Origin of the sequence: Micromonospora sp. WMMD882, assembly GCF_027497255.1 — a bacterium.
Taxonomy (GTDB): domain Bacteria; phylum Actinomycetota; class Actinomycetes; order Mycobacteriales; family Micromonosporaceae; genus Micromonospora.
Map to the genome: position 1 here is coordinate 5,755,318 of NZ_CP114903.1, position 14,293 is coordinate 5,769,610.

A 14,293-nucleotide genomic window follows, 5' to 3' on the forward strand; every position below is an offset into this window, starting at 1 on the left:
CGCGGCTGATCAGGCGCCGGGCAGGCTGGCGAGGTGCTGCTTGACCTGGACGACGGAGGGGTTGGTGAGCGCGGAGCCGTCGGCGAACCGCACGGTCGGGACGGTCTGGTTGCCGCCGTTGACCTTCATCACGAACTCGGCCGCCGCCCGGTCCTGCTCGATGTCGACCACCTGGTAGGCGATGCCCTCCCGGTCGAGCTGGGACTTCAGCCGGTGGCAGTAGCCGCACCACGAGGTCGAGTACATCGTCAACATGAGTGAGATCCTCCATGGGTCCGCGGTCCGGCGGCCTGTGTTCCGCCGGGCTAACCGCTGCAACGTCGGCGGAAGCTGGGATGATTCCTCGCTGTGGCGTACTCAGCGGCGGAGCAGGTGCTGGCCGGGCTCGACGCCGAGCAACGGGCGGCGGTGACCGCGCCGGCCGGCGCGGTCTGCGTGCTGGCCGGCGCGGGCACCGGGAAGACCCGGGCGATCACCTCCCGGATCGCCTACCGGGCGCACCGGGGCGAGATCTCCCCCCGGCACGTGCTCGCGGTGACCTTCACCGCCCGCGCCGCCGCCGAGCTGCGCAGCCGGCTCACCACGCTGGGGGTGCCCGGCGTGCAGGCCCGCACGTTCCACGCCGCCGCGCTGCGCCAGGTGCGCTACTTCGCGCCCCGGCTGCTGCACGGGCGGGCCATGCCGGAGCTGCTGGACAGCAAGATCCGGCTGGTCACCCTGGCCGCCGCCCGGGCCGGCCTGCGGACCACCGACCGGGCCGCCGCCCGCGACCTGGCCGGCGAGCTGGAGTGGGCCAAGTCGTCACTGGTCGAGCCGGGGGAGTACGCGGTGGCCGCGGCGAAGGCGAACCGCGACACGCCGTACGAGCCGGCGAAGGTGGCCGAGGTCTTCGCCGCGTACGAGACGGTCAAACGGTCCGCCGGGGTGATCGACTTCGAGGACGTGCTCCGCGCGGCGGTCTGGGGGATCGAGGAGCACCCGGACGTCGCCGAGCAGGTCCGGGCCCAGTACCGGCACTTCGTGGTGGACGAGTACCAGGACGTCAACCCGTTGCAGCAGCGGCTGCTGGAGGCGTGGCTCGGCGGCCGGGACGACCTGACCGTGGTCGGCGACGCCAGCCAGACGATCTACTCGTTCACCGGGGCCACCTCGGCGTACCTGGTCGACTTCCCGCGTCGGCGCCGGGGCGCGACGGTGGTCCGGCTGGTCCGCGACTACCGCTCCACCCCGCAGGTGGTCGGGCTGGCCAACGCGGTGATCGCCCAGGCCCGGGGGACCGAGGCCCGGCTGCGGCTGGCCCTGGTCGGGCAGCGCCCACCCGGCCCCGAGCCGGAGCTGCGGATCTTCACCGACGAGCCGGCCGAGGCGAACGCGGTCGCCGTCCGCTGCCGGCAGCTCGTCGCCGCCGGCACCCCGCCCCGGGAGATCGCCGTGCTGTTCCGCGCCAACGCCCAGTCCGAGGCGTACGAGAAGGCGCTGGCCGAGGCCGGGGTGCCGTACGTGGTGCAGGGGGCGGAGCGCTTCTTCGAGCGCGCCGAGGTGCGGCAGGCGGTGGTGGCGCTGCGCGCGGCGGTGCGCTCGATCCCGGGGGAGACCCCGCTGCCGGCCGCCGTGGTCGAGGCGCTCGCCGCGGTCGGCTGGTCCCCGGACGCGCCCCCGCCCGGCGGCGCGGCCCGGGAACGCTGGGAGGCCCTGGCCGCGCTGGTCGGCCTCGCCGAGGAGTACGCGGCCACGCCCACCGTCCTGCCGATCGGCGAGGCGGCGGCGGTCGAACGGCCGGCGACCCTTGCCGACTTCACCGACGAGCTGCGCCGACGGGCCGCGCAGCAGCACGTGCCCACGGTCGACGGGGTGACCCTGGCCTCCCTGCACTCGGCCAAGGGGCTGGAGTGGGACGCGGTCTTCCTGGTCGGGCTCGCCGAGGGCACCCTGCCCACCGGGTTCGCGAAGACCGTCGAGCAGGTGGAGGAGGAGCGGCGGCTGCTCTACGTGGGCGTCACCCGGGCTCGCGAGCAGCTCTGGCTGTCGTACGCCTCGGCCCGGTCCCCGGGTGGGCGTCCGCGCCGGCCGTCGCGGTTCCTGCCGCAGCTCGACCGATCCGGCGGGACGGAGCGCGCCTCGGCCGGCGGTCCGGGTCAGCGGGCCCCGGCCGGCCCGGCCCGACGGGGCGAGCGGCGGCGCGCCGTGGTGGTGTCCTGCCGGATCTGCGGGGCGACCCTGCTCGCCGGGCCGGACCGCAAGCTCGGCCGCTGCCCGACCTGTCCGTCCGACATCGACGACGAGCTGCTGGCCCGGTTGCAGGACTGGCGGCAGCGGGTGGCCGGGGCACAGCGGGTCCCGCCGTACGTGGTGTTCACCGACGCGACCCTGACCGCGCTGGCCGAGCGGCGACCTGGCCGGCCCGAGGAGTTGATAGCCATCGCTGGCATCGGCCCCCGCAAGCTGGGGCTTTACGGCGATTCCGTGCTGGCCCTGGTGGATGGCGCGCCGGTCGACGCCGTCTGCTCAGAGAAAACTTTGGAAAACCCGTCGTAATTCGTTTGCCCTCGCCTGGTAGGGCGGAATAGCCTCAGGACGCACCTCGCGAGCGGCACCATCTTCGCTGCTCACGAGGGGCGAGACCCCAGTCGATCACGAGGGCACGTCAGGGAGGAGGTGGCACCGATGGAGAGCTACGTCTACGAGCGTCCGACGGCGCTGCCGGCTGCCGTCGTCGCTCCGTTGTCGGCCGTCCGGGCCGCCCTGACCGTCGGGCTCCCGGTTCCGCAGGCGCACCCGATTCAGGATCAGGCCGAGCTGATGCTGAATGCCGTCGTGCCGACCGGAATCGAGGGGACCAGTGGCTTCACGGGCAAGGGCTTCGCCACCACCGCCATGAAGCGGCGGCTGGACGCCCGCGGTGTTCCACCTCGAGGGAGACCGGTCTGATCTGATCAGACCACCGGCTCACCTCGAGGCCGCGGAACCCGCTACCGGGATCCGCGGCCTCAGTTTTTTGTTCCGCCGAAGCAAGTACGTCGGTAACACGATCCACGAGATCGAAGTGAGAGAGAGGTGACCGGGCGATGAGTCTGGCCTTGGCTCCGCTCGACGCGAACGTCGAGCTGGAGGCGAACCTGCCCTGCCGGAAGTTCGACCCCGACCTGTGGTTCTCCGACTCGCCCACCGAGCTGGAACTGGCCAAGTCGCTCTGCGGGGACTGCCCGCTGCGCGTCGAGTGCCTGGCCGGCGCGGTGGAGCGGGCCGAGCCCTGGGGCGTCTGGGGTGGCGAGATCTTCGAGCGTGGCGCGGTGGTCCCGCGCAAGCGGCCCCGGGGCCGCCCGCGCAAGGAGGACGTCGCCCGTGACGCCGCCCTGCGGGTCGAGGCCGAGGCGCGACTGGCCGCCAGTGGGCTGGCCACGTCCCGCAACGCGGTCCGGCTGGCGGCCTGACATGAACCCGATCCGCGTCCACGCCGGCGTCGCGCCGGTCGTACGTGAGCTGACCACGGGCGTTCCCGCCCTGACCCCGAACCTGCCCGTCCTGAACGGAGCCATCGAGATGCAACTACTCCACGAAGCGTTGTCCCGGGTGCGAATGCCCCGGCCTCAGGCCGGTCGCAGCACCACGAGCACTGAGGCAACCCGATCCGCCCGTACCGTCGCCATGGCCAGCCGTCAGCGCGCGGCCCGCGAACTGGGCGCCCTGTAAGCAGGGGCACTCCTCCTGACCCGACCGGGCCCGGGAGGGACCCCTTTCGACGATCACCAGCGCCACGGGCGCGCCCGGACTCCCCGGGCGCGCCCGTCGGCTTATCCCCGGCCCGGCCGGTTCGCCCAGCCCGGCCGGTCGGCTCAGCGCGGCCGGTTCCGCTCAGCGCGGTGGGCTGGCTCGGTGCGGTCGGCTGGCCGGCTGGCTCAGCCCACCGGGGCGAAGCCGGGCAGCCAGCGCTCCAGGATCGCCCGGTACGGGGCCTTCGCCTCCAACTGGCAGAGCACCCCGATCGACCCCAGCGTCACCCGGTGGATGAGCAGGTACGACGGCGGCAGGTTGAGCTGCCGGCTCAACTGGTAGGCCGGTGACCGGGGGCTGGCCAGCCGGGTCGCCTCGGCCCGCAGCCAGGCGCGGCTGAACTGGAACTCCTCGGTGGCCACCGGGTCCAGCATCGGCCGGACGAAGTCCAGCACGGCCTGCGCGTCGATCGGCTCGTCGGCCGGGACGAATCCCTCCGTCCGCAGCCCGTCCACCACGGCTTCCGCCTCGCCCCGCAGGGCCAGCCCGGCCAGCCGGCCGATCGGCTCGGGGGTGCCCTCGGGCAGCCGGGCCACCGCGCCGAAGTCGATCACGCCGAGCCGGCCGTCGGGCAGGATCCGGAAGTTTCCCGGGTGCGGGTCGGCGTGCAGCAGCCCGGCCCGGGCCGGCGCGGAGAGGTGCAGGGTGGCCATCAGCCGGCCGGCCTCGTCGCGCTGCTCCGGCGTGCCCGCCCGGATGATCTCGGCCAGCGGGGTGCCGTCCACCCAGTCGGTCACCAGCACCCGGGGCGCGGCGGCGACCACCGCCGGAATGAAGATCTCCGGGTCGTCGGCGTACGCGGCGGCGAAGGCGCGCTGCGACTCCGCCTCCAGCTCGTAGTCGAGCTCCTCGGTGATCCGCTCCCGCAACTCGGCGAGCAGCGGCTTGACGTCCAGGCCGGGCTGGATCGCCCGGAACATGGCGCTCAGCCGGGAGAGCTGCTTCAGGTCGGCGAGCAGGGCGTCACCCGCGCCCGGGTACTGGATCTTGACGGCCACCGGGCGGCCGGTCGGAGCGGCCGTCTTCCGGCGGCCGGCCGGACGTTCCCGCCACACCGCCCGGTGCACCTGGCCGATGCTCGCGGCGGCGGCGGGGGTGTCGTCGAACTCCAGGAACCGGTCCCGCCACTGCGGGCCGAGCTGCTCGGCGAGCACCTTGTGCACCGAGGCGGCGGGCAGCGGCGGGGCCGCCTCCTGCAACTTCGTCAACGCCTGCCGGTACGGGGCGGCGACCTCCTCGGGGAGGGCGGCCTCGAACACCGACAGCGCCTGCCCGAACTTCATCGCCCCGCCCTTGAGCTGACCCAGCACGCTGAAGAGCTGTTCGGCGGTGCGCTGCTGGATCTCGGCGGAGATCACCTCGGAGGCGAGCCCGGTGACGCGCTTACCCATGCCGAGGACGGTGCGTCCGGCGAAGCCGAGCGGCAGTGCGGCGAGCTTGGCGGTCCGGGACACGGCCCGGCGCGGGATATCGGTCACCCGGCCATTGTTACCGACTCGACCGTGCCCTTGCTGCGGTGCGGCCCGGCCGGGACCCGGTGCGGGGGCCATCGTCCCGTTCGACCGCAGTCACAGCCGTGATGTGGTGGCCAGGCGCGTCGGCGGAACCGCCCGGCCCCGACGATCTCGACGGCCGTCCCGACCGTCTCCACCGGGCCGCCCGACAGGTGGGCGAGCGCCTCGGCGGTGGCGACGGCCACGGCGGCGAGCAGGGTGGTCACGCCACAGGCGGACGGCGGGTCGGTGGCGGCGAGCTGGGCGGCCAGCCCGGCCCAACCCGGGTCGCGGTCCGTCCGGTGCAGGTCGAGACAGTTGAGGCAGGGCCCGACGGGCGGACGCACCAGCGGGCCGACCACCGGGACGCCGTCCCGCAGGGCGACCAGCAGGTGCGGCTGGCGGCGGCGGGCGTACCCGGCGGCCAGCAGGGCGGCCGGCCGGTCGGCGCCCACCTGGACCACCAGGTCGGCGCGGCGACGGCGGACCGGGCCGGTCAGCGTGTCCGGGGCGCTGCGGGCTATCGCGTCGACCACCGCGTCGGCGGTGTGCCGGCCGACGTCATCCGGCAGGAGCCCGGAGCCGGCCAGGTCGGCCGGCCGGACCAGGCCGCGCAGGTCCGGGTCGACGTGCCCCACGCCGGCCTGGGCCAACGCGACGGCGATCGGCCCGCCCAGCCGGCCGGCGCCGGTGACCACCACCCGGGAGGCGCGGCGACGACGCAACGCCTGGGCCGGGGTGCCGGTCGCCTCGGTCGCGCCGAGGGCGAGGGCGTCCGCCTCGTCGACGAGGCGGGCCCGCGTCGGCTCGGCGAGGTTGGCGGGCAGCAGCGTGTGCGCGGGGACCACCAGCCCGGCCGCCCGGAGGGCCGCCAGCAGGGTCCGCGCGTCGTCCGGGTCGACCCGGAGCCGGTGGGCCCGGTCGAGGACGTCCCGCTCGCTGTGCGTGCCGTCGAGCAGGTCGAGCAGGAGTACGGCCCGCGGGTTGGCCACCTCGACCAGCACCGCCCGGGTGGAGTCGAGGCCGAGTTGCAGGGTGTGCCGGTCCCGCCAGAGCCGGGTGAGGCCGGGCAGCAGGGTCGGCCGGAGAAGTGTGGCACGGGTCATGGTCACCAATGGTGACCGTGTCCAGACCTTCCGTCGATCGTTGTCCACAGCCCGGCGGGGACCGGGGCAGGGTTATCCACAGGCGATAGCGCGTTATCCACAACCCGGCGGTAGCCGTCTGGGTGACCGGATGGTCACGGCGCGGGAGGGGTGGCCGGTGGCCGTTCCCTCCCGCGCCGTGCCCGGATCAGACCTTCGCCTTGCCGAGAATCCGGTTCACTGTTGTGCCACAGACCGGGCACTTGCCCTTGGCCATGTTCATGCCGGTCTTCGAGACCTCGACCTTGCCCTCGAAGTCACGCTTCTCCTTGCACTTGACGCAGTAACCGTTGTAGGTCTGGGCCTGGTCGGCCACGGTGCCCTCCTCGTCTCGTCCGCCGGTCAGGTGCCCGGCGGTTGCCCGGCGGCGGGCCTCGCGGGCTCCGGCGCTGGGATTCTGCACGGCCACTTCATGACCGCTGGTCCGGCGGACCCTACCCAGGTGCGGGTGGTTCCATGTCAGAGATCCATCGACACTGTGAGCTAGTCGACGTCGAGAGTGTGCCTCCCGAATACGGTCTGAACAGTGAGTTTGGCGAGGACACGCCGAGTGAACCCCCCACCCGGGCAGCCATCGGGCACCCCGGTCGCCAGGGGTGAAAGAAGATCACCTAACGTGTTCGGGGAGGCGACGCCTCCGCTCCGGACCCGCGCCGACGGTCGCCACTGTGGGTGACCAGACCCCCGCCGGTGGTCCGGCAAACATTTTTTCCGGACGGCATGCCATCAATCCGGAGTTTCCGGGCGCGTGTCGGTGGGTTGACCCTTGCGGACTCCTGGTCAGAACGCATTAGCTTTCCCATGTGGCAGGAACCCGAGGGCGCGCGGGCCAGTGATGGCGGGCGCGCGGAAGCCGGTCGTCGAGGTGCGGCGTAGCCAGCGTCGGCGACGTACGGTGTCCGCGTATCGGGACGGCGAGCGGGTGGTCGTCCTGATTCCGGACCAGTTCTCCCGGGCCGAGGAGACCGAGTGGGTCGACCGGATGCTCGCCCGGCTCGCCGCCCGCGAGGGCCGCCTGGCCCGCAGCGACGCCGAGCTGCTCCAACGGGCCGTCCGGCTGATCGACCTCTACCTGCCCGAGTACGGCCGGCAGGCGGTCCCGTCGAGCGTGCGGTGGGTGACCAACCAGAACGGCCGCTGGGGCTCCTGCACCCCCGCCGACCGCACCATCCGGATCTCCCACCGGCTCCAGGACATGCCCGACTGGGTGATCGACTACGTGCTCCTGCACGAGCTGGCCCACCTCATCGTGCCCAGCCACAACGCGTCGTTCTGGGCGCTGGTCTGCCGGTACCCGAAGACGGAGCGGGCCAGGGGCTACCTGGAGGGCGTCGCCTCGGTGGCCGGCGTGCCGCTACCCGACTGACCCGGGGGCGCCGCCCCCGTTTTCGGGGTTGTCGTGCGGTCCGCCCGCCCGGACCCACCCGGATCGGCGAAATCGGCGGCGCTCCTGCTCGGGCGGACCGGACGTTAGGGTCGGTGGGTGACCCGACGAGTGGTGGTGGCGTTGCTCGCGCCGGTGGCCTGGTCGCCGCCGGGGATCGAGACAGCGCGTTGGCGGCACGCGCTGGCCGAGGACGTGGTGGACCTTCTCGCCACCCTCCAGGAGGTGGAGACGGCCGTCGCGGTGACCGCCGCCGACCGGCCGCTGGCCGAGGCGGTGGTCTGGCCCGGAACGCCGATCGTCGAGGTGCCGGCGCCCACGGCCACCGCCGTCCTCGCCGCGGTGGCCGGGTACGACCAGGCGGCCGTGGTCGCCGCCGACGCGCCCGATCTGCCCGGGCTCCCCATCGGCAAGCTGCTGCGCCCGTTGACCAGCCGGCCGGTGGCGGTGGCGCCGGCCGAGGGAGGCGGCCCCGGGCTGCTCGGGCTCGCCGCCCGGCTGCCCGTCCCGGACTGGCTGCCGGAGGTCGACCTGGACACCGCCGTTCCCGGGATCGTCCGCGCCGCCGCGCCCCGTCCGGGTGACGTGGCGGTCACCGCGGCGTGGCGCCGGCTGCGCGGGCCTGCCGACCTCGCCGCCCTGAATCCCGCGCTGGAGGGGTGGGAGGCGACCCGGGCGCTGCTCTCCGGCGGGGTCTGAGGCGGGCACGGCGCCGGCTGGCGGGGTCTGAGGCGGGCACGGCGCCGGCTGGCGGGGGCCTGAGGCGGGCACAGCGCCGGCTGGCGGGGCACGGCGACCGCTGGTGGGCACCCGGCGGTCGGCCGGCTGACCGATTCGTCGCCCGCGCCCGCCGGGACCGGAGGTCAGGAACGGCCGGGGTCGTCGTCCGGACGCCGTTCGCCCGGCGGCTGCTCCTCGGGGCCGCCCGGCGCGGTGAAGTCGAATTCGTCCAGCTCGGCGAAGTCGAGCTGGGACCGGGCGAAAGCGACCGGGTCGGCGAAGTCGTCGCCGGACGGGAGGAGATCCGGGTGACCCCACAGGGCGTCCCGGCCGGCGATCCCGCGGTGCTCGGTGAGCGCCGACCAGAGCGCCGCCGCCTCCCGCAGCCGACGGGGTCGCAGCTCCAGCCCGACCAGCGCGGCGAAGGTCTGCTCGGCCGGACCGCCGGCCGCGCGGCGACGGCGGAACGCCTCGCCCAGGGCGACCACGTTCGGCAGCCGCCCGCCGGCGGCCTCGTCCACCACGTGCCCGACCCACCCCTCGACCAGCGCGAGGGCGGTCTCCAACCGGGCCAGGGACGCCTTCTGCGTCGGAGTGTCCTCCGGCGTGAAGATGCCCTCCAGCGCGATCGCCTGCATGGACTCCGGGTCGGTCGGGTCGACCCGCCCCATCGCCTCCTCGATCGCCTCGCGGTTGACCCGGATGCCGGCGGCGTACGTCTCGACGCTGGTGAGCACGTGCCCGCGCAGCCACGGCACGTGCTGGAAGAGCCGCTGGTGGGCGGCCTCCCGCAGGGCCACGTAGAGGCGTACCTCGTCCTCGGGGAGCTCCAGCCCGTCGCCGTACTGGCGGATGTTGGCCGGGATCAGCGCGGCCGTGCCGGCCGGGCCGAGCGGCAGCCCGATGTCGCCGACGGAGAGGACCTCGGCGGCGAGCGACCCGAGTGCCTGGCCGAGCTGCCCACCGAAGAGCGCCCCACCCAGGGTGGCGACCATCGACTGCATCGGGCCGAGCTGGGCGCGCGCCTCCGGCGGGACCAGGTCGCCCATCGCGCCCACCATCCGGCTGGCGACCGGGTCGCAGAGCTTGCGCCAAACGTCGAGGGTCTTGAAGATCCACTCGTTGCGGTTCCAGGCGACCGGGGTGTGGATGCCCGACGGCCACGACGACACCGGCTCCAGCCACAGGTCGGCCAGGCGCAGCGCCTCCTCCACCGCGTTGCGCTCGTACGGCGTCACGGCCGGGTCGCCGCTGGCGGCGAGCTGGCTGGCCGCCACCTGCCGGGCCAGGTCCCAGTTGACCGGACCGCTGCCCGGCGCGGAGAGCAGGTGCTGAAGCTGGCTCATGAACTGCTGCATCTGCGCGGGGTCGTTGGGGTCTGGTGGTTGCCCACCCGGGAGCGCGAAGCCGAACGGAATATCAGGCACGAGCTCTACGGTACGCGGGCTGCGCCGCTGGTCGCCGCCGCCCGCGTTGCGCTGAGGGCGAATCCGCCGGCGGAGGCGGTTCGTCCGCGCCGGGCGCTCCCACCCCGGTCGGTACGCTCTGCCGCATGAGACGACGCGGTGTCACGGTCCTGCTCGGCGCTCTGCTCACCACCCTGCTCAGCATCGGCGTGCTCGCCGCGCCCATCCCGTACGTGGTGCTCGGCCCCGGCCCGACCGTGGACACCCTCGGCACCGAGAACGGCGAGGAGATCATCAAGATCACCGGCCGGGAGACCTCCTCGTCGGCGGGGCAGCTCCGGTTGACCACGGTCGGCGTGCAACCGTCGGTGAAACTGCGCTCCGCGCTGGCCGGCTGGTTCTCCCCGGACCGGGCGGTGGTCCCCCGGGAGCTGGTCTACCCGCCCGGGCAGAGCCGGGAGCAGGTCGAGGAGCGCAACGCAGAGGAGTTCACCGCGTCGCAGACCAGCGCCGAGACGGCGGCCCTGCGGGAGCTGGGCTTCCCGGTCCAGGTGGTGGTGCGGACGGTCGCCGCGGACGGCCCGTCGGGCGGCGCGTTGCAGCCCGGTGACCTGCTCACCACGATCGACGGGCAGCCGGTGACCAGCGCGTCCGGGCTGACCGGGCTGATCCGGGCCCGGCCGGCGGGCGCCGCGCTGGAGGTCGGGTACACCCGGGCCGGCGCGCCCGGCGTCGCCACGGTGACCAGCCGGGAGTCCGACGGTCGACCACGCATCGGGATCGAGGTCGAGCAGCGTCAGCCGCACCCCTTCACCCTGGAGATCGACCTCGGGGACATCGGTGGTCCGAGCGCCGGGCTGATGTTCGCCCTGGGGATCGTGGACAAGCTCGAACCGGACGACCTCACCGGCGGAAAGATCATCGCGGGCACCGGCACCATCGACGACGAGGGGAACGTCGGCCCGATCGGCGGCATCGCCCAGAAGTTGGTGGGCGCGAAACAGGCCGGGGCGGTGGTCTTCCTGGTGCCGGAGGCGAACTGCGCCGAGGCGGTCCGCAACGCCCAGCCCGACCTTCCGTTGCTGCGGGTGGGCAGCCTGGACGAGGCGCTGACCTCGCTGGCGGCGGTGCGGACCGGGGGAGAAGCCGCGCGCTGCTGAACCGTGACGGCTCCGGAGCGACACCGTGACCGGAAGTGTTCAGGAACACCACGTACTCTTGGTGGCCTGGTCGGAGCCGGTCTAGCGTGCGGAGCCAAAACAGTGGTCATGCGTAGCACCCCCCTGCCGAGGATGAGCCGACGCGGACGCGTCACGATCGGTGTCCTGATCGGGGTGTTCGTGCTGTTCACCCTGCTCGGTTGGGGGGTCCAGGCCTGGACCGACTGGCTCTGGTTCGACGAGGTCGACTACACCCAGGTCTTCACCGGCGTCCTGGTGACCCGGCTGCTGCTCTTCCTGGCCGTCGGGCTGGGCATGGCGGCGCTGGTCGGCGGCAACCTGTGGCTGGCCCACCGGCTGCGCCCCGGGCTGCGTCCGCACTCCGCCGAGCAGGCCACCCTGGAGCGGTACCGGATGGTGCTCGGCCCCCGGATCGGCATGTGGATCCTGCTGGTCGGCGCGGTGGTCGGGCTCTTCGCCGGGCTCTCCGCGCAGAGCCGGTGGAGCCAGTGGCTGCTCTTCCGCAACGGCGGCGACTTCGGGGTGGAGGATCCCGAGTTCGGGGTGGACGTCGGCTTCTACGTCTTCCAGTTGCCGTTCCTGCGGTACGTGCTCGGGGTGGGCTTCACCGCGATCGTGCTGTCGGTGATCGGCGCGCTGGCCGTGCACTACATCTTCGGCGGGGTGCGCCTGCAGGGCGTCGGCGACCGGATGACGAACGCCGCGCGCGCCCACCTGACCTCGCTGGTCGCGGTGTTCGTCCTGCTCAAGGCGGTCGCGTACGTGCTGGACCGGCGCGCGATGCTGCTGGAGTACAACGACAGCGCCAAGCTCTACGGCGCCGGGTACGCCGACGTGAACGCGCTGCTGCCGGCGAAGGAGATCCTCGCCTACATCTCGATCGTGGTGGCCATCGCGATCATCGTCTTCTCCAACGCGGTCATGCGGAACCTCGTCTGGCCGGGCATCTCGCTGGCCCTGCTCGGGGTCTCCGCGGTGGCGATCGGCGGCATCTACCCGTGGGCGGTGCAGACCTTCGAGGTCAAGCCGAGCGCCCGGGACAAGGAGGCCCCGTACATCCAGCGCAGCATCGACGCCACCCGGGCCGCGTTCCAGCTCGCCGACACGAAGACGACGCCGTACGGGGCGAACAACCTCACCCCGCCGGGGACCCTGGCCACCGACAAGGCCGTGGTGCCCAACGCCCGGCTGCTCGACCCGCAGCTCGTCTCCGAGACGTACACCCAGTTGCAGCAGGTCCGGGGCTTCTACGACTTCGGGCCGAAGCTCGACATCGACAGGTACACGGTCGACGGCCAGACCCAGGACTACGTGGTCGGCATGCGTGAGATCAACTACGGCGAGCTGACCGACCAGCAGAACAACTGGATCAACCGGCACACCGTCTACACGCACGGCTTCGGCCTGGTCGGCGCGCCGGCCAACCAGGTCGTCTGCGGCGGTCAGCCGTTGTTCGTCTCCGGCTTCCTCGGCGAGCGCGAGCAGGAGCGCTGCTCGGCCCAGACCGACCAGATCCCCACCGAGCAGCCGCGGATCTACTACGGCGAGCGGATGGGCCCGAACGACTACGCGATCGTCGGGCAGGCCGACCCGGACCGGGACGCCGAGTTCGACCGGCCCACCCCGACCACCGGCGGCGAGCAGTACTACACCTACACCGGCGCGGGCGGCGTGTCGGTCGGCTCGTTCAGCCGGCGGCTGCTCTACGCGATCAAGGAGCAGGAGTCGAACTTCCTCCTCTCCGAGGCGGTCAACGAGAACTCCAAGCTGCTCTACGTCCGTAACCCCCGGGACCGGGTGGAGAAGGTCGCGCCGTTCCTCACCATCGACGGCGACCCGTACCCGGCGATGGTCGACGGGCGGATCCAGTGGATCGTGGACGCCTACACCACGGCGGCCACCTACCCGTACGCCGAGCGGGTCAACCTGCAGACCGAGACCACCGACGAGCTGACCAACCAGGGCACCTTCCAGCTCGCCCGGGAGAACGTCAACTACATCCGCAACTCGGTCAAGGCCACCGTCGACGCGTACGACGGCACCGTCCAGCTCTACGAGTTCGACGAGAACGACCCGGTGCTCAAGGCGTGGAACAAGGCGTTCGGCGGTGACCTGGTGACGCCCCGGGCGGAGATCCCGGCCGAGCTGGCGGCGCACTTCCGCTACCCGGCCGACATGTTCAAGGTGCAGCGCAACCTGCTCACCAAGTTCCACGTGACGAACCCGGGCGACTTCTACTCCGGCCAGGACTTCTGGCAGGTGCCCAACGTGCCGGACAACCCGGACGGCGGGCAGAAGCAGCCGCCGTACTACCTCTACACCCAGTTGCCCGAGCAGGACGCGCCCCGCTTCCAGCTCACCTCGGCGGTCACCCCGAACGGCCGGCAGAACCTCGCCGCGCTGATCTCCGGGTCGTACGTCGACGGGCGACCGCGGCTGGAGGTGCTGGAGCTGCCGGACCAGACCCGGGTCTCCGGCCCGGTCCAGGTGCACCAGCAGATGACCAACAACGCGGCCATCCGGCAGCAGCTCAACCTGCTCTCCTCGAACCAGGCCCAGGTGCAGTACGGCAACCTGCTCTCGCTGCCCTTCGACAACGGCATGCTCTACGTCGAGCCGGTCTACGTGAAGAGCAACCAGCAGGACGCCTACCCGCTGTTGCAGAAGGTGCTGCTCTCGTACGGTGACGGCGGCTCGTACGTGGTGCTGGCCAACACTCTCCAGGAGGGCATCCAGCAGCTCGTCGAGCAGGGCAAGCAGGCCGTCGCCGGCAACCCGCCGCCGCCGTCGCCGCCGGCCGGTGACGGTGACGGCGAGAGCCCGCCACCGTCCCCGTCGCCCACCCAGACGCCGCCGCCGGCCACCGGCGAGCTGGCCGTGGCCGCCCAGCAGGTGCAGGCGGCCATCGCCGAGGTCAAGGCCGCGCAGACCTCCGGCGACTTCGAGCGGTACGGCCGGGCGCTCAAGAGCCTGGACGACGCGATGACCGCGTTCCAGCGGGCGCAGCAGGCGGCCGGGGCGTCGTCCGCTCCCGCCCCTGCCGGCGGAGGGTCGCCCACGCCGTCCGCGCCGTCAGGCGGCTGACCGCAGTGAGCTGACCGGGCCCGGGTGCGGGCGCGGCCCCACGGCCGCCGCGTACCCGGGTCCGCCCGTTTTGCAGGGGCGGACCGGAGTGCGCTAGGGTTGTCGTACC

At 73.1% G+C, this 14,293-nt stretch carries 12 protein-coding genes; 7 read left to right on the forward strand and 5 right to left on the reverse strand.

Annotation, left to right across the window (positions count from 1 at the left end; genetic code table 11):
* Positions 1–9 precede the first annotated feature (9 nt).
* Complete coding sequence (locus O7606_RS24830; RefSeq protein ID WP_281596407.1) at positions 10–255, reverse strand: mycoredoxin; 246 nt, start codon at positions 253–255, stop codon at positions 10–12.
* A gap of 93 nt (positions 256–348) precedes the next feature.
* Between O7606_RS24830 and O7606_RS24835 the strand changes: the two genes are divergently transcribed.
* From O7606_RS24835 to O7606_RS24845, 3 genes are all read left to right on the forward strand, one after another.
* A complete protein-coding gene (locus tag O7606_RS24835) occupies positions 349–2,535 on the forward strand; it encodes an ATP-dependent DNA helicase UvrD2 (RefSeq protein ID WP_281596408.1) in 2,187 nt (728 codons plus the stop codon).
* Between the two features lie 129 nt (positions 2,536–2,664).
* Positions 2,665–2,928 carry a hypothetical protein gene (locus tag O7606_RS24840; protein WP_281596409.1) on the forward strand — a complete coding sequence of 88 codons (264 nt, stop codon included), beginning with the start codon at positions 2,665–2,667 and terminating at the stop codon, positions 2,926–2,928.
* Between the two features lie 137 nt (positions 2,929–3,065).
* Positions 3,066–3,431: a WhiB family transcriptional regulator gene (locus tag O7606_RS24845; RefSeq protein ID WP_281596410.1), complete on the forward strand. Its 366-nt coding sequence runs from the start codon at positions 3,066–3,068 to the stop codon at positions 3,429–3,431.
* A gap of 465 nt (positions 3,432–3,896) precedes the next feature.
* Here the strand turns inward: O7606_RS24845 and O7606_RS24850 are convergent, their stop codons facing one another.
* From O7606_RS24850 to O7606_RS24860, 3 genes are all read right to left on the reverse strand, one after another.
* A complete protein-coding gene (locus O7606_RS24850) occupies positions 3,897–5,249 on the reverse strand; it encodes an AarF/ABC1/UbiB kinase family protein (RefSeq protein ID WP_281596411.1) in 1,353 nt (450 codons plus the stop codon).
* The gene (locus O7606_RS24855) at positions 5,246–6,370 is read right to left on the reverse strand and encodes a hypothetical protein (RefSeq protein WP_281596412.1); all 1,125 of its coding nucleotides are present in this window, start codon (positions 6,368–6,370) and stop codon (positions 5,246–5,248) included. The genes O7606_RS24850 and O7606_RS24855 overlap by 4 nt, the downstream gene beginning before the upstream one ends.
* Before the next feature lie 187 nt (positions 6,371–6,557).
* Positions 6,558–6,725, reverse strand: coding sequence for a DUF5679 domain-containing protein (locus tag O7606_RS24860; RefSeq protein WP_170107818.1), 168 nt, complete (start codon positions 6,723–6,725; stop codon positions 6,558–6,560).
* A gap of 519 nt (positions 6,726–7,244) precedes the next feature.
* Between O7606_RS24860 and O7606_RS24865 the strand changes: the two genes are divergently transcribed.
* Both O7606_RS24865 and O7606_RS24870 read left to right on the forward strand, forming a co-directional pair.
* Positions 7,245–7,775, forward strand: coding sequence for a M48 family metallopeptidase (locus O7606_RS24865; RefSeq protein WP_281596413.1), 531 nt, complete (start codon positions 7,245–7,247; stop codon positions 7,773–7,775).
* A 117-nt stretch (positions 7,776–7,892) separates the two neighbouring features.
* Positions 7,893–8,492, forward strand: a complete 600-nt coding sequence (locus O7606_RS24870; RefSeq protein WP_281596414.1) for a hypothetical protein — start codon at positions 7,893–7,895, stop codon at positions 8,490–8,492.
* Positions 8,493–8,656: 164 nt separating this feature from the next.
* Here O7606_RS24870 and O7606_RS24875 read toward each other — a convergent pair whose 3' ends face one another.
* Positions 8,657–9,871, reverse strand: coding sequence for a zinc-dependent metalloprotease (locus O7606_RS24875; protein WP_281599864.1), 1,215 nt, complete (start codon positions 9,869–9,871; stop codon positions 8,657–8,659).
* A 194-nt stretch (positions 9,872–10,065) separates the two neighbouring features.
* On the opposite strand from O7606_RS24875, the gene O7606_RS24880 reads away from it, so the two are divergent.
* Positions 10,066–11,079, forward strand: coding sequence for a PDZ domain-containing protein (locus O7606_RS24880; protein WP_281596415.1), 1,014 nt, complete (start codon positions 10,066–10,068; stop codon positions 11,077–11,079).
* 108 nt (positions 11,080–11,187) lie between these two features.
* A complete protein-coding gene (locus tag O7606_RS24885; RefSeq protein WP_281596416.1) occupies positions 11,188–14,184 on the forward strand; it encodes a UPF0182 family protein in 2,997 nt (998 codons plus the stop codon).
* Positions 14,185–14,293 lie beyond the last annotated feature (109 nt).